This window comes from Oceanobacillus polygoni (assembly GCF_008304605.1).
Taxonomy (GTDB): domain Bacteria; phylum Bacillota; class Bacilli; order Bacillales; family Amphibacillaceae; genus Oceanobacillus; species Oceanobacillus polygoni.
Genome location: NZ_PIJY01000041.1, coordinates 84,373 through 105,607, shown reverse-complemented (window position 1 = coordinate 105,607; position 21,235 = coordinate 84,373). Strand labels below are relative to the sequence as shown.

The 21,235-nt window shown below is 36.7% G+C and carries 20 protein-coding genes; 4 read left to right on the top strand and 16 right to left on the bottom strand.

Annotated elements, in window-relative coordinates; genetic code table 11:
• Both F1560_RS18555 and hxlB read left to right on the top strand, forming a co-directional pair.
• Positions 1–224 (top strand): orotidine 5'-phosphate decarboxylase / HUMPS family protein (locus tag F1560_RS18555; protein ID WP_187773771.1); only part of this gene is annotated, 224 nt, incomplete at its 5' end.
• Positions 225–235: 11 nt separating this feature from the next.
• A complete protein-coding gene (hxlB, locus tag F1560_RS18550) occupies positions 236–802 on the top strand; it encodes a 6-phospho-3-hexuloisomerase (RefSeq protein ID WP_149476132.1) in 567 nt (188 codons plus the stop codon).
• Between the two features lie 312 nt (positions 803–1,114).
• Here the strand turns inward: hxlB and F1560_RS18545 are convergent, their stop codons facing one another.
• The 6 genes from F1560_RS18545 to F1560_RS18520 form a co-directional block, all read right to left on the bottom strand.
• Positions 1,115–2,719, bottom strand: coding sequence for a trimethylamine N-oxide permease (locus tag F1560_RS18545; protein ID WP_246811953.1), 1,605 nt, complete (start codon positions 2,717–2,719; stop codon positions 1,115–1,117).
• 234 nt (positions 2,720–2,953) lie between these two features.
• Positions 2,954–3,916: a PDR/VanB family oxidoreductase gene (locus F1560_RS18540; RefSeq protein WP_149476131.1), complete on the bottom strand. Its 963-nt coding sequence runs from the start codon at positions 3,914–3,916 to the stop codon at positions 2,954–2,956.
• 1 nt (position 3,917) lies between these two features.
• Entirely contained in the window at positions 3,918–4,745 is an 828-nt protein-coding gene (locus F1560_RS18535; RefSeq protein WP_149476130.1) for a dimethylamine monooxygenase subunit DmmA family protein, read from the bottom strand.
• A gap of 18 nt (positions 4,746–4,763) precedes the next feature.
• Positions 4,764–5,747 carry a heme-dependent oxidative N-demethylase family protein gene (locus F1560_RS18530; RefSeq protein WP_149476129.1) on the bottom strand — a complete coding sequence of 328 codons (984 nt, stop codon included), beginning with the start codon at positions 5,745–5,747 and terminating at the stop codon, positions 4,764–4,766.
• Between the two features lie 643 nt (positions 5,748–6,390).
• On the bottom strand, positions 6,391–7,764 hold the full coding sequence (gene eat / locus F1560_RS18525) for an ethanolamine permease (protein ID WP_149476128.1): 1,374 nt from the start codon (positions 7,762–7,764) through the stop codon (positions 6,391–6,393).
• Positions 7,765–7,916: 152 nt separating this feature from the next.
• Complete coding sequence (locus tag F1560_RS18520) at positions 7,917–8,294, bottom strand: cupin domain-containing protein (protein ID WP_149476127.1); 378 nt, start codon at positions 8,292–8,294, stop codon at positions 7,917–7,919.
• A 655-nt stretch (positions 8,295–8,949) separates the two neighbouring features.
• Here F1560_RS18520 and F1560_RS18515 point away from each other — a divergent pair.
• On the top strand, positions 8,950–9,261 hold the full coding sequence (locus F1560_RS18515; protein WP_149476126.1) for a hypothetical protein: 312 nt from the start codon (positions 8,950–8,952) through the stop codon (positions 9,259–9,261).
• 120 nt (positions 9,262–9,381) lie between these two features.
• On the opposite strand, the gene F1560_RS18510 is transcribed toward F1560_RS18515, so the two are convergent.
• The 4 genes from F1560_RS18510 to hxlR form a co-directional block, all read right to left on the bottom strand.
• Positions 9,382–9,495, bottom strand: a complete 114-nt coding sequence (locus tag F1560_RS18510; RefSeq protein WP_149476125.1) for a GapA-binding peptide SR1P — start codon at positions 9,493–9,495, stop codon at positions 9,382–9,384.
• A 63-nt stretch (positions 9,496–9,558) separates the two neighbouring features.
• Positions 9,559–10,365, bottom strand: coding sequence for a helix-turn-helix domain-containing protein (locus F1560_RS18505; RefSeq protein WP_149476124.1), 807 nt, complete (start codon positions 10,363–10,365; stop codon positions 9,559–9,561).
• A gap of 77 nt (positions 10,366–10,442) precedes the next feature.
• Positions 10,443–10,931: a hypothetical protein gene (locus F1560_RS18500; RefSeq protein ID WP_149476123.1), complete on the bottom strand. Its 489-nt coding sequence runs from the start codon at positions 10,929–10,931 to the stop codon at positions 10,443–10,445.
• Positions 10,932–11,591: 660 nt separating this feature from the next.
• Positions 11,592–11,948, bottom strand: a complete 357-nt coding sequence (gene hxlR / locus F1560_RS18495) for a transcriptional activator HxlR (protein ID WP_149476122.1) — start codon at positions 11,946–11,948, stop codon at positions 11,592–11,594.
• 394 nt (positions 11,949–12,342) lie between these two features.
• Between hxlR and F1560_RS18490 the strand changes: the two genes are divergently transcribed.
• The gene (locus tag F1560_RS18490; RefSeq protein ID WP_149476121.1) at positions 12,343–12,645 is read left to right on the top strand and encodes a metal-sensitive transcriptional regulator; all 303 of its coding nucleotides are present in this window, start codon (positions 12,343–12,345) and stop codon (positions 12,643–12,645) included.
• Between the two features lie 166 nt (positions 12,646–12,811).
• Here F1560_RS18490 and F1560_RS18485 read toward each other — a convergent pair whose 3' ends face one another.
• The 6 genes from F1560_RS18485 to F1560_RS18460 form a co-directional block, all read right to left on the bottom strand.
• Entirely contained in the window at positions 12,812–14,263 is a 1,452-nt protein-coding gene (locus F1560_RS18485; RefSeq protein ID WP_149476120.1) for a carbon starvation CstA family protein, read from the bottom strand.
• A gap of 132 nt (positions 14,264–14,395) precedes the next feature.
• Positions 14,396–15,127 (bottom strand): LytR/AlgR family response regulator transcription factor, encoded by a 732-nt coding sequence (locus F1560_RS18480; RefSeq protein ID WP_149476119.1) that lies wholly within the window; start codon positions 15,125–15,127, stop codon positions 14,396–14,398.
• Positions 15,115–16,866 (bottom strand): sensor histidine kinase, encoded by a 1,752-nt coding sequence (locus F1560_RS18475; protein WP_149476118.1) that lies wholly within the window; start codon positions 16,864–16,866, stop codon positions 15,115–15,117. The genes F1560_RS18480 and F1560_RS18475 overlap by 13 nt, the downstream gene beginning before the upstream one ends.
• Before the next feature lie 341 nt (positions 16,867–17,207).
• Positions 17,208–18,017: a YitT family protein gene (locus tag F1560_RS18470; RefSeq protein ID WP_149476117.1), complete on the bottom strand. Its 810-nt coding sequence runs from the start codon at positions 18,015–18,017 to the stop codon at positions 17,208–17,210.
• A gap of 491 nt (positions 18,018–18,508) precedes the next feature.
• A complete protein-coding gene (locus tag F1560_RS18465; RefSeq protein ID WP_149476116.1) occupies positions 18,509–20,461 on the bottom strand; it encodes an ABC transporter permease in 1,953 nt (650 codons plus the stop codon).
• Positions 20,451–21,212 carry an ABC transporter ATP-binding protein gene (locus F1560_RS18460; protein ID WP_149476115.1) on the bottom strand — a complete coding sequence of 254 codons (762 nt, stop codon included), beginning with the start codon at positions 21,210–21,212 and terminating at the stop codon, positions 20,451–20,453. The genes F1560_RS18465 and F1560_RS18460 overlap by 11 nt, the downstream gene beginning before the upstream one ends.
• Between the last annotated feature and the right edge of the window lie 23 nt (positions 21,213–21,235).

Sequence of the window (21,235 nt, the reverse complement as noted above, 5' to 3'; positions counted from 1 at the left end):
AGGCAGAAGGTAAAAACTCTTTTAAAGATCTAGAAACAATTAAAAGTGTAGTAAAGAATGCCAAAACAGCTATTGCAGGTGGTATCAAATTGGAAACGTTGCCAGAAGTATTGAAGTCACAACCTGACCTAGTCATCGTTGGTGGGGGTATTGCTAACAAAGAAGACAAAAAGGGCGAAGCTGCTGCGATTCAGCGTTTAATGAAGCAAGAAAGTCTTGCTTAAGGAGGATTTATATGACTACGCAAACTAGCACATTCCTAAATGAGATTTTAAAAGAATTAAATACCGCAACTGAATTAATAACTGAAACAGAAGCTCAAGATTTAATGAATAGTATCCTTGAATCGAAGAAAATTTTTGTAGCTGGCGCTGGCCGTTCGGGATTAATGGCTAGATCATTTGCAATGCGTATGATGCATATGGGGCTAGACGCTTATGTTGTAGGTGAAGTAGCTACACCAGGGATAGATGAGAACGATATATTAGTTCTTTCATCTGGTTCAGGGGGAACTAAAACATTAATTTCTATGGCTGAAAAGGCTAAAAGTATAGGTGCAAAAGTAGCGCTTGTTACAATTTCACCTGAATCTCCTATTGGCGAGTTAAGTGATCTCACTGTAAAGATACCTGCCAAACCAAAAGAAGCTGGTGCAGATAGCGGTCATAAATCCATACAACCAATGGGATCATTGTTTGAACAAAGTCTCCTCTTATTCTATGATGCTTTAGTATTGAGAATGATGGATAAAAAAGAACAAGACGGAGAAACGATGTTTGGTAAGCATGCAAATCTTGAATAACAGTTTTGCAATTCCATTTATTCTATAATAAGTATCCAATAGAAAGTGAATGATAGTGATGAAATTATGGAGATATTGTCCAAAATGTTGTTCACTACAAAGTAAAAAAAATAAATTATGCTATTGTAAAAAATGTAATTTAGCATTAAACGAAATTTTAATAGATGTGCAAAATAAGACAGTTATAGTATGAAAAACGGAGATGTTTTACTATGCTCTATAGTCTCCGTTTTAAATATGCCTTGTCATTAGGTGAAAAAAGTATATTGAAAAAGCCCAATTTCACAAAGAGATTGGGCTTTTTCAATAACCTTAAAGACTATAAACGGATAATTGACTAGTGATGATGATGAGTACGATTGCTGCAGCAACCGCAATATATGGTAAAATACCTGCTTTTTTCACGAATCCTTCTTCTTCATAATCGTTTTGCATTGGTTCAGGAAATTTACCTTTGTCTCTAAAGAAATGCCTGTACCCAAACAAAGGAATAGCTATTAACGCAACTAATAATCCTGATATGAGCGTTCCTGTACCCCAAACGAGTGCACCCAAACCTAAGAAAGCGATATTTACAAAAGCTAATACAACATTTATTGATAAAAGCCAAGTCGGTATTTTAAGCGGTCGTGCCCAGTTTGGGCGATCCATCCTGTGAATCCATCCAGCATTCAAATTGAAAAAGTTAAATATAATATAATTTACATTTGAAATAGCGAGGATAAATGTATAGTCTGACAACGAAAGCAAAATAACATTAAAACCTAAATTTGTCCACATAGCTCCAGTAGGTGCCCCGTTACGATTCACACGAGATATGAACTTTGGAAACCATCCATCCACAGATCCTTGGTATATTGTACGAGACGATCCGCCCATAGAAGTCATAATGGATAATACTGTTGAGAGAATTAACAATAGAACAAGAATCGTTTCTATTAGCAGACCACCGCCTACCATCATGGCCATTGCTGAACCTACTCCCATACCACTTTCAATACCGGGGTCTAGTAAGCCATCTGGCCCGAAAAAGTTTTGAAAGGAAAACGGAACAAGTGTGAATACGAGTAAACATAATAGCCCTGAAAATATGATCGCTTTATAGGTGTCTTTTTTAGGGTTTTTAAATTCACTAGTATAGCAGATAGCAGTTTCAAAAGCATACGTAGACCAAGCAGCTAAAAACAATCCTCCAAATAGTAACGTCCAACCTGCTGCATCCCAAGAAACTCCAGTCGGAAGACTAGGGGTTATATTTTCTACATTAATTCCATTGGTAATTAACGGCACGATTCCTACAATAAGGAGTGGTAGCAGAGCCACTACAGCAAGAATTCTTTGAATACGTGCAGCATTTACCGCACCCAGATTTTGGATGAAAAAAACAGCTGCAAGAAAAGCGAGAGCTAGTACGAAACTAAAATCAAAACGAACTGTAAGATCTGGGCGTATAAAACTTAAATTTAGCAGTGTAATACCCCACGTAGTAATAGCTGCATTTGGGAAAAATGTCGTTAAGACGAAACCTGAAGCTAGTTTCGTTCCTAGAGCCAATACAGGAGTCCAAGCGATCCAGTTGCTCCATATAGACATTGCAGATAAAAACTTCGAATATTTCACCCATGCCATAGCACCATATACAGATGCCCCACCAGACTTTTTCGGATAAAGACCTGCAATTTCAGCATAAACAAAAGACTGAATAAACCCAATTGAAATGGATAATGTCCAAACCAACCAGGATAGCCCCCCTACAGTGGCTGCAATAGCCCCAATTGAAAATAAAACTAAGGCTGGTACCCCAGTTGCAAACCAAAAAGCATCCTTCCATGTCATTTCTTTTTTTAATCCGCGAGAATTGCCATCATCTTCCGGGCTTGTCTCTTCCAGTACTGATTCTTTTAATAGTTCACTCACAAGCGATCGAAACCTCCTTGGTATTTAAACATTAAAGAATTAATCTATTTACTCTTCATAAAGTTATACACAAGGTGCAACTAAATCTATGACAAACCTAGCTTGCGATAGAACTTCAGTTCCATATATTAACTATAATAAAAGCGCATCGATAATTGTCTTTACGCAATTATCGATGCGCAATGCTAGCAGTCTATACCTAAATTTAGTGGTTTGTCGTTTTGTTGGACGATACTATAAGTCTAAAACAATGCTGCCATTCTTTACTTTTGCTCGTGATACACATGTGCAAATGACACTTTTTTCTTCTTTTTCTTTATCTGTAAGGAAGAGATCTCTGTGATCAACTTCACCTTCCAGTACATCAACTTGACAACTGCCACATCCTCCGATTTTACATGAATATGGAGCATCAATACCATGTTTCAATAAAATATCAAGCAGAGATTTATCTTCTGGTACTTCAACTATTTTATTGCTTTTATTTAGCTTAACTTGGAAAGGTTCCATTGGACCAAAATCCGGTGGGACAAAAAGTTCAAAATGAATATTCGAATCAGGATATCCATATGATCTTGCTGCTTCTGCATATTCATTTATCATTTTTTCGGGACCGCAAAAATAAACATGGGTACCGATTGGTTGATTATTCATTACATCCGTTGTCATCCTATTTCCTTGCTTTGAAAAATAAAATTGAGTTTCGTCTGGATAAACTGAATTTAGAAATGAATGGAAAGCACATAAATCATTTGAACGTGCAGCATAATGCAATTCAAATGATTTTCCTTTCTTTTTCAAATCAGCTGCCATGGCAATAAAAGGAGTTATCCCAATACCAGCAGCAATTAGGACATGGTGTTTAGCGCTGAAGCTTAGTGAAAAATGATTTTTAGGATAACTGATTTTCAGCTGGTCTCCTTCTTTTACCTGATCATGCCAGCAAACCGAGCCACCTTTTGACTCATCACTTCGACGGATAGCAATTTGGTAGTAACCTGATTGATCCGGATCATTTATTAAGGAGTAATTATTTTCAAAAAGATTCTGATCGAATTGTACATATGTCTTAACATGAGACCCTGCGCCACAGCGTAATAGTCTTGAGGTGTCAGAAGGTTTTAATTTAAAACTTTTAACTTGTGGAGATTCATTTCTAATCTCTTCGACAACAACATCGATTGTATTTGCAGACATCTTATTTTTTTCTCCTTTCCGCACCTACTACTGCTTCGACAGCTTTAACATAACCAAGATATGCACCAAGTCTTCTTGAATAATGACTAGAAACCTCAAGCGTAGTATTACAATGAACGCAATTCATTTCCTCTATCTCATCATTTGTTTCATTAATATTAAAAGAATAGCATTTTACACACATTATTTTTTCCTTTTGTACTCCCAAGCCCTTGAACTGAATTTCATCATCTGTTAAACCTATTTCAAAAGCAATGTTTTTCAAATGATTGATCATCGACCAGGATCCAGAAATGTATAACCTTGTCCCGATTTCTTGGTTGGTAAAAATAGAATGCACTGTACGCGTTTCTAAGGACGGTAATAAAGTAATGTTATTGTTCATCCTTCGTTGAAGATAATTTAGCAATTCTCCTTGCGCTTCTGTTTTAATATAAACGTCGGTCTTTATCTTATGAATACCAAGAAAGTCAATAATTATTAGATTCTCAAAAAGAGCCGATTCTTCAATTAACAGTAACATTTTCTTACAGTGTTGGGGAATGATAAAATTTGAATATTCTGAAACATGAAGTTCAAAAAAAGTACCCTCAAAGTTAAAAAGCCATTCATCATTGTTGGGTGTAGTATGGAAATAAAGCCGACAAATATCTTTGTTGGTTGTTTCTATTAGATAGGTTGGAATTTGAAAAATGGTTCCATCGCTTTTCACATGATCTGCATAGGTAATTAAGTTCGGAATAGAACCTTCAATCAGCTCAGCTTCAACCACATGGCCTTGATTAAATGTCTTCTCTATTTTAGTAATCTTACATTTAATTGTACGCATATTCTTTCTTCCCTTCTTTTATTTAATTGAAGAAGAGTCTGCTATCCTCTGTTCCAAGTATTTTAAGACTTTGTCTTTATAAGAGATAAACCCTTTATACTCTGCTAGTTCATTCGGTATATCATCTAATATATTATAAAATTGATATTTCCATTGGGCATTGTTCGTTAGCTCTTCTAAAGTAATCAGGTGTGTGTGAATACTAAATAAGATACCATTACTAAGTGGTAGGCGAAATAGCCTTTGATCTTCCACTCGTAAATTAACAAGTTGACCAGCGTTGAATGCAGTAACATTTTCCTTTTTAGTACCCCATTCACCAAATGTTTCCGGAGCAGTATCCAGGATATGCTCAACTGTTAATGTCCAATTATATCTGGTCCAAGGCTCTCCGGCTTCCATTCTTAATAAAAAGTCTCGAACCTTCTCCACGAGCCCGGTTCCAGTAAAGGGTTGGGGAACAGGAGTATGAATTTCTAAAAATTCCATACCTAAGTCAAATGCAATTGACCAATCGGCAGGGAAACATAGCTGTCCAGCATCCATATAAAGCTTCCCATCTCTTTGTCCCAGATAAATTAAATCTTCTTGGACATGTCGACCAATAAAATCTAATGGTTCACAGGGTAAACTAGAAAGATCTCCAAAAGTAAAGGTTTGTTCTTCTCCTAGCAAGTGGTTTTGAAATATCCAGTAATCTCTTTCTTTCTTTAGACTAAAATAGTTTGGGTGATTTGCTATCATTTCGTTCATAATCATTTCTAATATTTCCCACTGTGCTTCGATAGAATGTGGGAAGGATTGGAAAGTCTGTTCTTTTCTATTCTCTAAGAGCTTTCGTTTTAGTTTGATTTCTTCAAAGTACTCTGGAGTAATGTCAAGTACATTCGGTGGATCAAGCTTTCTAGAATTATTAGAATATCGATAGGAATCTGAATCAAAAGGGAATGGAAAGCGATCTAATAAAGGCTTGCTCATAATATTTGCGCTTTGGAAAACCATTATGTTATTCCTCCTTAGTAAGCTATCTTATAATAGGCTTACTGGTTTTTATTAACACAATTAAATCGATATAGTCTCTCTACCTGCTCCTTCCTTACAATTACTTACATTATCGTTATTTAGATAACGCTTTCATTATTTCCGATAGTTGAAGTGGGCAAGAACATCCTGGTTGTCGTTCCTTGTTTTTAGCAAATCCTTATCGTTTTCCTATCTAGTAATACTACAATTGACAACACATGATAAGAAGACATCGCGACTTATGATTTCGCTTTTGTTTAATCTTACCTACAATACTGTTTTGCTTTTTTTCAATAGGTGTAAGAAATTATTTAGCCCATGTTTGGTTGCTCCTTTCTGTTTATTGTTTTGATATGTACTTTATTATAAATTAGATTAATAACTGAATAAAGTACGCACTTTTAATTCATATAGTATATAATTCCTCATTAATATACATCGCTTTATTTCGTTAAAAGGAAATTATAATTTATATTGTCCATGATTCTGACATTAATGGAAAAGCTGTCTAAACTGGAACGTATCGCATAGCAATAATAGTTTTGAGCCACTATTTTATTAATGTAGTAGAACAAGTGGCTCAATGGAATACTGTGGTAAGCGATTACATAAAATCGATCTATTACGCAGAAGGGGTTCTTTTTATCTGTTCTTCTACTTCGTAAAATGCAGCAAATTGTTCTTCTGGAGCATCTTTGTTAATACGATACCTTGCCCATGTAAAGTAATAAATAGTTGCTGCAGCAAAAATACCGATGTTAATTAGGAAGAATATAGGATCCTTAAAAATACTTGAGAATAGAGCAATTATGCTAATAATAATACAAACGATAGGACCTAATGGGTAAAATGGTGCTTTATACGGGCGAATCAGATTAGGTTCTCTTTTCCTTAAGACCATTAGTGATATGTTCATCATAACGTAAGACACTAATGCTCCAAACGTAGCTATTAAAATTAATCGATCCGGGTTAAACATTAGAACAAACACGAATCCCATTGCACCAGGAACAAGGATTGCCATATAAGGTGTGCGACGCTTCTCATTTAATTTAGATAGAAATTTAGGAAAGTAACCAGCTCTTGACAATGCAAAAGTTTGTCGGGAATAAGCTAAAATTGCTCCTGCTAAGCTTGAAAGCATTCCGAATAAACCAACTACAGAGAGAACACTAATTAACCATGAATTACCATTAATACCAGTGGCAATCGCATAGGAAAGTGGGTTTTCTTCAACTGATGCTCCAGCAGCTCCACCAAGGCCAACGGTAACTGTGACTACAAGGAACGCAAGGATAACAAGCGTGAATATTGCTCTCATAATCCCTTTAGGCATGTCCTTAACGGGGTCACGACATTCTTCAGACAGCATTGGTAACATTTCCATGCAAATATACAACCACATCGCGTAAGGTAGAGCAGCCCATATACCAGAAATTCCCCCCGGAATAAGTCCGCCTTCAAATAATTTCTCGGCGGTAATATGTGGCATGCCATAAAAAGAGAAAAGAAGAACAACTGCTACTGATATCGTTACGAGAATCATCTCGATTGTAGCAAATTCATTTACACCTAAAATATGAACAATAAAGAAAAAGATATATAAAACTGCAGCAGCTAGAATAGGATCGATTGCAGGAATTAGGAAATTTACGTAATAACCTGCCCCTGAGGTAAACACCGCTGTACCTACCGCAAATTCCAATGTAACCCCTACGCCCGTAAGAAACCCAGCAAATGGGCCCATTGCTCTTCTAGTAAAGGCATATGCTCCTCCAGCATGCGGCATTGATGTCGTTAACTCCGATAATGATAAACACAATGTTACATACATAAGACCGATTACTGCCGTAGCAATTAACATCCCAATTAAACCTGATTCAGCTAGACCGTAGTTCCAACCAAAATATGAACCCGAAATAACGATTCCCACGCCTAGTCCCCATATTTGTATAGGACCTAAAACCTTTTTTAATTCCAAATTAGTATTACTCAAAATTTTCCCTCCTTATTTTGGTAGATATTTGAATTCCTCGTTTACGCTTGAAAAGGATTTTCACATGAAAATACGCCATCCACAGGGAGATGTAGCTGTTCAGTTTGTTGAATTGGTGAATTGGTCTTGTCCAAAGAATACGGCTCACTTACTCACTTTATTGCATACTCAGATTGATGATGTGTTGTATAGATAGCGCTTCCATCACTTTCCCCATCAAAAATAGCTGTTGTAGTAGGTGTGAAAATGAGTACATCACCTTCTTCAGCTGAAAATTTCCTGCCTTTATCGTCTCTTACAACAATCTTTCCTTTTGTAACTGTTTGTATTTCTAATAACTCATAAGTGATCGCAAATTCATCTTTATTCATATCAAAGTAACCCATTTGCGTTGAACTTATAGGTATATCAAAAAGTTGAATGTTATTTGTAAGTTTTTTCGGCTCATAACTACCTGCTTTAATCAGTTGTATACCAGGTCCTTGATTTAAATACTTGTAATTTATTTTTGATATTGTTGTTCCAGTCATCTTTATCACTCCAATACAATAGTTTACAACTGAATTTCTGTATAACTATTCTTCGTAAATCTCTGTTTTGAAATGGTGTCGTTTTTTCCTATCTAGCTATCTGCAATTACAAGATGTTTTAACATTCTTGTCTTTCGTCATGGTATACTCAAGAACTATTTTGTTGCACCACCCTAAAAAACTTAAAGTTCATATTTTGGCACTCCTTTCAAGTAATGTGTTAATTTATTATAATTTAGATTATTCAGCAAATGAAGTACGCACTTTGAAATCACATGGTGTATAAAATTACACTAATGAACAATTTAAGCTGAAATTCGTGCTGTTATTTTGTTGCTTCATCTTTACATTAAAAGTTGGATGGATAGGAGTATGGTACGGTGTGTAAGGTTGTTGGAGCAAGATATAGAGACGATTATAGCTTAAGTATTGAATTGAAAACTACTATATATAGATTGCAGCTTCTTAATAACTTCAAGAATTTTTATATTGAAATGTGTGTAAGTAAAAGAGTGTTCACTGTGCTTTTTGCTTAGTAGTTTAGTGCAAAATTAGACAGTTGAACACTTTTTGTGAAATATTTTCAAAATTTAGATGTAGATATCGCGTCAATTTGGATTGATATTTAGTTGTTTTTGACACAAATGAGGGAATATTGGCTGGGAATAATGCGGAGTATTATAAAAACTTGTCTATATTTGACAATGCTTCTACCTCTAAAATCTATCAAATGCCAAAAGGGAAGGCCTATAAACTAACACCATTATGTAGGTTGATAATGCTAACCATGAAAGTCCCTGAGGCTATCACTTTGTTTAAACAATTGGAGCTGGAAACATTAGCTGCTATTGTAAATAGTGTCATAGAAATAAAAGCCGTCTATGACACTACTTACAATATGAAAACAATACGCAGGAATCGCGAGCTATTTTATAATAGTTTAGCTTGTTATGATTGGTACCATTAAAATGAGATTTTTTCTTTATATCTCTTATTCAATTGTCCACTAATTGTCCACTATATGGACGAAGCAGGCTGAATGTTCAATCTCTATAAAAAGCAGAAACAAGATTGCTTTTTACAGGAATTATGATTTTTTATCGGGATGACAGTCTGGACATTTTCCGTAAAGTGTATCAACTTTTTCGCACTCAGTATACTCAATAATTTTTTCGCATTTCTGGCAAATGATCTGTCTCATTACTTCAACTCCTTTTTATAGTAGTTTACGAAGGGGCTTATTCTATTTTAGTGTTTAAATATCCTAAAATAGGTTATACATAAACTGAGTAGGGGTTAAATCAGCGAATTTTTTAAACCCCTTTATAAAATGCGCTTGATCATGGTATCCGTTCTCATACACAATGTCTAACGGATTATAATTATTGTGATTAATCATCATTGTTGCTAAAGAGTTTTGAAATCTGACCATTTCAGAAAATTGCTTTGGTGTAAAACCTATAGATTCTTCAAACTTCTTACGCAGATATCGGTCTGAATATCCTATATCCAGTGAGAGCTGTTTAATATTTATATTACCTTTAGTGGAATAAATTTGTTTAACGGAGTAATCAATTAAATCTTGATAATCCATTTTAGAATAAAATTTTTCACAAAATCTCTCGAATAAACGTATTCTTTCTTCAAAAGACGTTCCATATGATATTTGCTCTAAAAGAGAAGTATCGATGGATATCACATCGTATAAGGGGATTGTTTTGCCTAAAAGTTCCCTCATTGAATATTTTAATTCTAGTAATCTTTGTTCTGGAAAAAGCCTAACACCGAAATACTCGCAATTTTCTAATAGGTCCAATCTTTCACTTCGTTGATTTGGACTGGTCCAAAGGAATATGGATGGTTTCTTTTCAGAACAACAAAACAATAAATCAATAGAACCGTCAGGAATAAGTGAGAAAGAGTTAGAAGCCTCTTTTTTAGTTTTAAATTGGTAAAATAATGCAATGCTTTTATGAGTGATTGAATTTCCAATCGGTTTTCTTTCTACATAATTTTCCATTTTGTATTCAATCTCAGGTTGAGCAGGAAAAAAATTAAGAGTAGACTTCATTCCAATCCCCTCCTATAAATGAGCTATTAATTATTCACTTAACAGTTACTGCAAAAGAACATATCCATTTTACTTATTTAGTGGTGATGATGTACCTCATCTACTTTCTGATTGTTTTTATGGTCAGTTGTTTCAATTTGAAGTCCTAAAATAACAAGAGTAAGCAATACAGAAATTGAAATTATCGCTTTATTAGCAGTGGACCAAGTACGACTTGTCTTATTTTTAGGGTGCTCATTTACTTTCGTATTAATTAAATGAATAATGAACAAAAAGCTCACTATAGAAAAAATAACGATATATACCAACATGAGTGAATAATTATTTGATGGTATCATATCACCTATCATTGCACCCATCATTCCCCCCATTGCTCCGCCTCCAACACCTTCACCCATGGCAAGCAGACTAATTGGTTTCCCAACTAAAATTCCGACGATAAGGGCAAAATTCATTGCAATTATTGTAGAAGAAGTTAAGTCGCCTTTAAACAGGACACCTAAGATTAAGCCAATCGCTGTACTACTAATCATAGCTAGTGCCATTGCAATTGCCATCCCAGTCATGTTTGCTAATAGTTCCTTATTTTGATAGACCTTGATTAAGCATACAGTCGTGTAAACCAAAATTATTATAGTGCCTATTATTAGTAACATATTCTCCCTCCAAAAAGTAGTTTCTTTGAGATTCCTAAACGGGTAACTTTTCTACATTATCATTTTGTAATTAGCAATTATTATGGTCTATCCAAGTTGTTGTAAGCGCTTTCAAATATACCACTCCTTTTATTTGATGTAAGTTAAATCGTAATAATGCTAATTGCATCTTTAGTTCCTAGGATTGGTCTCGTTGGAAATAACACTCAATCTTAATGAATCTTACTATGTTATATTAGTTGTTTTATTATTTATATATTATAAGTGCTAGTCGAGTATTAGGGAAGTACGCACTTTTTAGTCATAATGTGTGCAAATATATACTATTCGAGCTTAATTACTTGATACTAGTCTTTTTTTAAAATAGGAAACGAAATCTATATTCATTAGTGCTTTACTGACAGGGTTTATAATATTGGACTTTTTAGTAGCAAGATAAAAGGTTCACAGCAACTAACATTGTTGCTGTGAATCTACTAACTTAAATACTATAAAATCAGAAATAGAATGTTCTCTAAAGAAAGTGGGGCAATATTTATAGAGAATGGTGTACTACATCCTTATCCTGGTTCATTCAGTATTTGTCAGTTCAATTTTTAGAACATTTTCCATGTAGTCTTTACCCCAATCATACATCGATTCAAGAATGGGCATCAGGCTTTCTCCCTTTTCAGTTAATGAGTATTCCACTTTTGGAGGAACAACTGGATAGACCTCTCGGTGAATAATAAGGTCTTCTTCTAGTTCTCTTAATTGACTAACGAGCATTCGTTGCGTAATTCCTGGGATTAAAGCTTTAAGTTCACCAAATCGCTTGGTTCCTTCTTTTCCTAAATGCCACATAATTAGCATTTTCCATTTACCACCGATAATTGCAAGTGTAAGCTCTTTTTCACAATTAAGGGTTTTTAAATTAATACGACTCATTTATTCACCTCCATTCCAAATTCTTAAGAATATCACCACAAAGTTTAAGTATGATACTAAAGAATTCAAGAACTTTCTTTCAATGAAATCCTTAAATGAATAGACCACCCCACTTTTTAACTATTTAGATTAGTTTAACATATAAGAATTATTTTTATAAGTACGTACTTTATCATCATATAGTGATATTTAAGTAACCAGATGATGACGCAAATACAATTCTAATCGATTGATTCCCTTTTAAGCAGGTACGCTTAACTGAAAGGAAAGAAGAATTGCATTATTATTAATGAATGTAAGAAAAGTTAGAATAGACAAATAAATATGCTTGTATAAACCAGATGATGCGTATACAATAGATAAAATTATATATTGTTAAAAAGGAGGGAATCGAATGAGTAACTTCTTACATGATCACACATTAACTCCACGCACTAATTCAGAAAAGCAAGCTATCGTCAATCGTTTGAAGCGAATTGAAGGGCAGGTGCGTGGAATTCAAAAGATGGTTGATGAGGATCGTTATTGTGTAGATGTACTGGTGCAAATAAGTGCAATCAATGCAGCGCTAAAGAAAGTTGGCTTTTCTATGGTAGAAAGGCATGCAAAGCATTGTGTGGCACATGCTATCCAAGATCGTAAAGGGGATGCAGCAATTGAGGAACTTCTCGACGTAATGAAGCAATTTTCTCGGTAGTTGGCGTGTTAAAAATTTCCTGAAGTAGTTCTGTTGCTGGTTTAACTTCACATTGATACAAATTACAACCGATTGTGATGAAGGATAATTAATTACCTTATGGAAGTGATAAAAAAAGATGAATAGGCAGAGCCTACTCATCTTTTTTATCTAAAAGGAATCTCTCTTAAGAAGCCTTCTTCCAATCCGAAACATCAATTTCCAGTGGGATATTGTTCGCTCTTGCTTTCTTAGCAGCCTTAAAGAACAGTACGAGAATGATTGCTGCTCCAATAAATCCACCAGCCCATGAGATGTTCATTGGTAAATTAAAACCAATTGGCTGTGACATAATATAGGTAATGACCATTACCAGCATAAATGTACCTGGAATGAGCGAAACAAAGTAATTTTTCCGAGCAATATACAAATACATCGATCCAACAAAGAGTGCAATGACCGCTGTTGATTGGTTCGCCCAGTTAAAATATCGCCATAATAAGTTAAAGTCGATTTGCGTTAAGACGACGGAGATTGCAAAAAGTGGTAGAGCAATCCACATGCGGCTTGAAAACTTCTTCTGTGCAATATTCAAGTAGTCAGCAATAATCATCCGTGCACTTCGGAATGCAGTATCTCCAGAAGTGATTGGTAACACAACGACACCAAGTACAGCAAGTGTTCCACCGATTGCTCCTAGAAGAATAGTTGATGACTCACTAACAATTGCACCAGGACCACCAGCTGCTAAGATTTCATTTAGACCATTATAGCCATTGAACATACTCATTGCCGCAGCAGCCCAAATCATGGCAATGATTCCTTCTGCGATCATCATCCCGTAGAAAATTTTACGACCTTCTTTTTCTCTTTTGGTTGTACGGGAAATAATTGGTGTTTGTGTCGCATGGAATCCGGAAAGCGCACCACAGGAAATCGTAAAGAATAATAGCGGTAAAATCGCTGCTCCTTCTGGATGGAAATTCTGGAAGGATAGCTCTGGAATTGGTGCATTTGTAGCTACTAAACCAATCCCTACGCCAAGCGCACTAATTAACAGCAACGCACCGAAATATGGGTATAAGCGTCCGATTACTTTATCTACAGGAAGTAGTGTAGCGATAATATAATAAGCAAAAATAACTACGATAAAGATCCATAATGCTACACTTCCGTCTGTTAGTAGATGAAGCAAGCTAGCTGGTGTGGAAACAAATACTGTACCAACTAATAATAAAAGCAGAACTGCAAAGCCATTAACGACATGCTTCATAACCTTTCCGAGAAACTTACTGGCAAGCTCTGGTAAATGAGCACCACGATTTCGGATAGAAATCATTCCCGTCAAATAATCATGAACTGCCCCTGCGAAAATACACCCGACAACAATCCAAATAAATGCTGCTGGTCCATAAAGTGCACCCATAATTGGACCAAATACGGGACCTGTCCCAGCGATATTCAGTAGCTGAATTAGTGAATTCTTTGGTGTGCTCATCGGAATATAGTCCACACCATCACTATTCACATAGGCAGGTGTTGGACGCTCGTCTTTTACACCGAAGAGCTTTTCGATGAATTTCCCATACGTAAAATAACCAATAATTAATAGTGCGATACCTGCAAGAAATGTATACAACCTACGTCTCCTCCTTTGTTATGAATCCGGTTTCATAATAGTATAAAAGAATCAAAGAGCAGGAGGGGAGAATCGGGCGTAAAAGGTAATTATTTCGAATTATCATGTCAGCTGACTGGGTTAAGATGCAAGCTATATTTCTAATCGACTGCGTAATGCTTTTACATAATTTCTGCTCACTGAAAGCGTGTCCTCGCTACCTTCCAATTGTAAATGGTACGCGCCGTTAAACCATGGGGTTAAACGGGTGACATACTCTAAATTGACTAAGAAGCTTTTGTGGATTCGAAAGAAATCATAGCTTAGCAGTCTATTTTCTAAGTCTTTGAGGGCAATCTTTGTCTCAAATTCGCCATTTTTGGTAACGAGCTTGGTTCGCTTGTCGTTTCTTGACATATATAAAATATCTTCTGGTTCAACATAAAAGATGTCACCATCTGCTTCTACAGCTAGTTTTCCAGTTGATTTTACCGGGTCAGTGTCCATTGTTGCTCCAAGCTTTTTTTCAATTCGTTCGATCGTCTCCTGCAATTGTTCTTCATCATAAGGTTTAAGCAAATAGTCCACGGCATTGTAGCGAAAGGCTTCGGCAGCAAATTGTGGATATGCAGTGGCAAAGACGATTAAGGGTGCATTTTTGAGTTCTTTAATTGCCTTTGCTGTCTCCATGCCACTTATTTTCGGCATTTCAACATCAAGAAAGACGACATCTGGCTGATGCTGAATCGTCTTCATAATGGCAGCTTCCCCTGATTCGGCTTCTTCGATCAGGTTTACTTGAGGGAAATCACCTAATAAATGCTTCAGTTCTTTTCGATTGTAGGGCTCATCATCAACGATGAGTGCACGGATTAACTGATCCATTGTTTCTGTACCTCCTCATACGGCAAAGAAAAAAAAATTTTTGTACCACTGCCGATAGTGCTTGTTACGTGAAGTGCTGCGTGTTCACCAAACATCATACTCAGCCTGCGATTTACATTATAAAGTGCTAAGCCATTTCCGGTATCAGAGTCAATTGGTGCTTGATGTATCTTAGCTGCTGTAGCTTTACTCATTCCTTTTCCATTATCCTCGACGCTAACATAGATAGCTCCTTGTTGCTTTTTCATTACAATCTCTAGGTTACAATCACTGTCCTTATCTTTAAATCCGTGGGTGATTGCATTCTCAACCATTGGCTGAAGCGTGAGCGGTGGAATATGGTGTGAAAGTATATCCTGTTCGATCGTATAGTTCACGGTTAATTTATCGTAAAATCTCTCTTTATTTAATGCTAAATAGGCTTTTACATGCCTCAGTTCCTGTTCCAATGTCGTCACTTCCTGTGTGGTGGCAGATAAGTTTTGCCTGAGGAAATGTGATAACGAAACGAGCATTTTCCGTGCTTTAGCTGGGTTAAGGCGAATCAGTGACACAATCGTGTTTAACGTATTAAATAGAAAATGTGGGCTAATTTGTGCTTGCAGGGCTTTTATTTCTGCATCTTTCGCTAATTGATATGCTCGGTCTGCTTGTGCCACTTCAAGCTGGTGACTCATCATCGAGCTTAGTCCCGTAATGAGTTCGATATTCACATTGGTTAAGTCATTTTCAGACTGGAAGTAAAATTTTAACGTGCCAATTGTTTCGCCGCGTTGTTTTAATGGCGCAATAACGGCTGGACCAAGTGGACAGCCTTCTACCGAGCAATGGATCGAATCTGGGTTGGCAATAAGGATTTTACCGCGCTTAATCGCATCGAGCGTAATCTGCGTCTGGATTGGCTTTTCTTTTTGATGATGATCATGTCCAAGACCGACATGTGCAAGAATTTCGGCTTTATCTGTTATGGAAACGGCACTTGTTTTCAATTCGTTATGAATAATACGACAGACAGCATCTGCGGAATTGGTATGGAGCCCACTTTGCAAATGTGTAAGTGTCTTATCTGCAATTCGTAATGTTTTCTGGGCTTGCATGGCACTTGCCTTTTCCTCTTCACTTAGAACACTTTTGATTACTAAAAGAACGAGCACGGTGCCCATCCCATTCGCTACTATCATCGGGACACCGATAATATTGACCAAGGCCCAAGCTTGTTCCATAGGACGTGCAACGAGTACAATGATAAGCATTTGAATCGTTTCTGCCAGTGCGCCGATTAGGAAGGCGCTTCGTAGCTTCATACGTTTATTTCTCTTGTGGAAAAGGCTAGCGAGAATCCCGGCAAGGATAGTAGCTGTCCCACAGGCAATCGCTGTAAAACCACCTAATGTAAAGCGATGCAGCCCAGCAATAAGCCCTGCGCCAATCCCGACTTTAGGGCCACCGAGTAGACCAGCGATCACAATGCCAATCACTCTGGAGTTAGCGAGTGCTTCCTCGGTCGTCAAATCGGTTGCCCAACGGTTAAATTGGAGGCTTTCAGTACTTAAGCTCAGTCCTGTATAGGTACCAATAATTCCAAAGGAGCCAAAGAAAATAATAGCAGTAAGCTGTTGCTTCCGGTTGAGCTGGTCTTGATAAAACATGTTCCGGAAAAAGTGAAATCTCGTTAAAATAAAGGCGATTGTTACAATAATTCCCACGCGTTCTACCAATGTCACCAATAATTCGAACATCGAAAGCCTCCTTTTACAAATGAATTTCGATTAGTAGGTAAGGGTTTTCAATTAGTATAACAGGTTCGTATATGTTTGAAAATTGGCTTAAATAAGATTGTAGCAGGGTTCTGACCAGAGATTCTTATCCATTCTAAATATGAATGATAACGTAATTTACGAAATTAAATTGTTTGCGAAGAAAATCATAAGGAGGCATTGGAATGTAAATAATCGTGAAATCGTGTACAGCTATTCCGTTAAGAAGATTTTAAATGTGTCTATCAGTTATTTGATAATGGTTTGTCGATGGATGAAAGCCAGGAGAGAAAGCACTCTCTCCTTAAAGCGTAGAAATAGAGTCAATTCCTCGCAAACTCACCATCAACCTCAACGGTTTCAAATACGTTAATAAATGCTTTTTCATCATGTGAGCGAACAATTTCTTTAATCTGTAATGTTTCATATCGGGTTACGACCATCATCATAATTTGCTTCTTTTCATTAGTGTAGCCGCCATACCCATCTGTAATCGTAATGCCTCGATAGATGGATTGAAGTAACTCTTCACGAATAAGCTCACCCTTTGTTGTGACGATTTGCATCGTTAATTTAATATGATTCGTATGAATTTTATCAATCATCGCACCGGTTAAATAAATCGATAACAAGGTGTATAATGCGATATTCCAATCGAAAATCATGCCAGAAAAAAGAACAATAACGCCGTTCATTCCTGTAAGCAGTAAACCAACGCTGAAATTACTTGTACGGGAAATAATCATTGCGATAATATCAAAGCCACCAGATGTTGCTGAGAATTTCATGATGACCCCAATCCCAATCCCGCCGAGAACTCCTCCGAATATGGCGGATAGCAATATGTTGTCTGTCAGACTAATAACAGGTAACACGTATAAGAAGATGGACAGTGTTACGACGCAAACAAGCGTATTTATGGTAATTTCCTTTCCGAGCTTATAATAGCCAAGGATAAGAATTGGTATATTTAGAACGAGATTAAACACTCCCGTATCAAATGGAGTGAGCAATCCAAGTAAAATAGCAATTCCACTAACGCCACTACTCAAAATTTCAAATGGAACAAGAAAGAAGTTAAATGCAAAGGCAACAAGCAGGGAGCCAGCGATTACCATTATATTTTTTTTCATCTGTTGGAACCTCCTAGAAAAATGATGTGAATTCTTGATGCTAGACGATCGTTTTTAACCACCACAACATCTTATCTGAAAACACACCTGTTGTCAGCACTTTTTAACTTAGTTTTCGCTTTTTGTTACGAAATCATGAATTTCTTTTTCAAACCAATTATAGAAGGTGTTCTAGCAGTGCGGTAAGATTTGTGCCATCGAGATCGTTTTGAAAAGATGAACTATATAGGAGGGGGAAGGAATGGGGTTAGCTTTTGTCAGTCTTTCCATCTATTTAGCTTCCATTATAGCCTTCCTGATTATTGGGTTTCGTTACCTGTTAAACGGTAATGTAAAAAAGCAGTGAACCATGTAAAAAGATTCACTGCTTTTAATATCGAAGTAACTTTGGGGAGGATAGTTCCGGCAATTCGTCGTCGTGTAACGAGCGCTAGCTGACCGGAGTGGCGCATCAATAACCTCCCATGAATTCAAAGTCACATCACCAAAAACTACAACGCCTCGCGAATCACCCGCTTATAATACAGCACTGACAATATGCCGAAAATAGAATACAGTGCCGTATAGACGAGCATGACGATAATCATAGGTGTCAACAATTCGGTGCCGAAAAAGAACCAACCAGATTTAACGGCGAAATAGCTATGGAAGAGTCCGATCACTAATGGAATCCCAAAGTTAAAGAGCTGCTTTCGCCATATACCACGCAATAAGTCGCCTTGTGTAAATCCTAGTTTCCTTAAAATGGTATAATTTGCTTTTTCTTCTTCACTTTCATCCATCTGCTTGAAGTATAGAATACACCCGGACGTAATAAGAAAGGCTAAGCCTAGAAATCCAACAATAAACATAATGAGTCCCATTGCACTTTTTTGATTTTGGAATAACGCAAGCTGGGAGAGACTCGCACTATCATCTTGTAATTCTAAAGATTGGAAGATTCCGTCAGCCTGTGCTAATTCGGATTGGTCTGCAATATCGATTCCAATATAAATTGGTGGCTGGTCTTGAATAACTGGATCCATGTCTTGCATTAACTGCTCGAAGACCGTGCTATCAACAATAGCGGTTGGTAATCCGCCACCTGTGAAGTTATAAGAAAGGATAGTGCCTTCGCGTAAGCCTAAATAGTGTTGCTTAATCTCTCCGTTTGGGTTTACAAACGCTACCTCGCCAGATTCTTTCAATGAAATAAACTGCTGGAGAACCCCGCTGTAACCAGTAAAGATAACTTCTTCAGAAGATACATCAACTCCTTTAATAGCATCCTCACTGACTACAGGTAAGATCATCTTATTTGGATCGGCTACCATTTCTGATTCACTGAAATCCGTTTCCATGATTTGTGATACATCTACATCAACTTGAACGACATCAATTTTCGTTTCCTCATATGCGATTTTATCTGTATCTAATGCAGCTTTAAATGCTTCTGCATCTTCTGCAGCTGCTATTGAAAAATGAGCTGGCACACTTTGTTCTGCTGATTTTTCTGCTGAATAATAGGAGATATAGCTTAAGGATAATAATCCAATCGCCAGGGCAGATACCGTAGTGATGATAGTTAAAAGCAATGCATTCGACTTCATCCGAAACATAATCGATGAAAGGGATAGGACGTCGTTCAGATTTAAATAGCCACCCTTACTTTTTCGAATGAGATGAAGGATAAAACTGACGCTCCCTTTGTAAAATAAATATGTCCCAATAATGACAGAAGCTAGGATGCTCACCATTGCTATGATTAATTGGGGAAATGTGACAAAGTCACCACTAAATAGCTTTGTTGAGACAAAGTAGCCGAGAATGATAAGTCCGATTCCAATAATGCCGATAATCATTTCGAAGATGGACATTTTTTTGGCCCTCGCTTCTGTCGATGAGCGAACGCGGAATAAGGATAGGATGCTCTGCCTTTTAATAAATAGTAAATTCATGATCATAATGCAAAAGTAAATTGCTGCAAAAACGAGTAGTGTTTGGATCAAGGCCTCGGTTGAAAAACGTAAAGCTGCTACCTGCTCGATGCCAATAACGTTTAATAGAATCATCATAATAAACTTCGAAGCAGCAAAGCCAATAAAAATCCCGATAGAAAGTGATCCGAAGTATAAAATGAGATTTTCAATCGTAAGGATTTGAAAAATTTTCCCCTTTGTCATCCCGATCAATTGAAATAATCCTATTTCCTTACTTCGTCGCTTAATAAAAATAGTATTCGCGTATAACAGAAAGATCGTAACAATACCGACAAGAACGATGGAAGCAGTTCGAATTCCGGCAGCTCCTTTAATCGACCCTTCTGCCGCATCCATTGCCGGGTCAAACTGCAAAGTAACAAACGCGAAATATAGAGCGACACTAAAGATTAGGGCAAAGACATAAAGATAATAGTTTTTCAGGTTTTTCTTTAGGTTTCGATAAATCAAGTGATTAATGCTCATGATGAACCCCACCTAATACGCCTTGTGTTTTCATAATATCCTTGAAAAACGTTTGCCTTGTTTGGTCCCCTTTATTTAATTGGGTATAGATTTGACCGTCCTTAATAAAAATTACTCTGGAAGAATAGCTTGCAGCTACAGGATCATGCGTTACCATAATTATCGTCGATCGTAGCTTTTCATTCAGCTCACTTAATTTATTTAATAAATCGGAAGCTGCTTTGGAGTCGAGAGCTCCTGTTGGCTCGTCTGCAAAAATGATGCTAGGCTCATGAATGAAAGCGCGGGCTGCTGATGTACGCTGCTTTTGCCCACCGGAGATTTCATTTGGATACTTATCTTGTAACTCAGCAATGCCAAGTTCTGTAGCAAGTGCATGGAATTTTTGATCTGCCTCTTTTTTCGGCGTCTTTTTGATTGATAATGGCAATAGAATATTTTCCTTAACGGTTAACGTATCGAGCAAATTATACTCCTGAAAAATAAAACCCAAATGCTGCTTACGAAATTCGGCTAATTGTTTTTCACGCATGCGCGTAAAATCGGTGTTCTCAATTTTAATCGACCCTTGACTAACTTCATCAATAGAGGATAACACATTGAGCAAGGTCGTTTTTCCGGAACCTGATGCGCCCATAATACTAACGAATTCACCTTTATCAACGGTCATATCGATGCCTTTAAGCACTTCTTGTTTATTAAATTTATTTCCATAGTTTTTATGGATTTTAGTTGCTTGTAGAATATGCATGTTTCCACTCCTAATTTATTCGT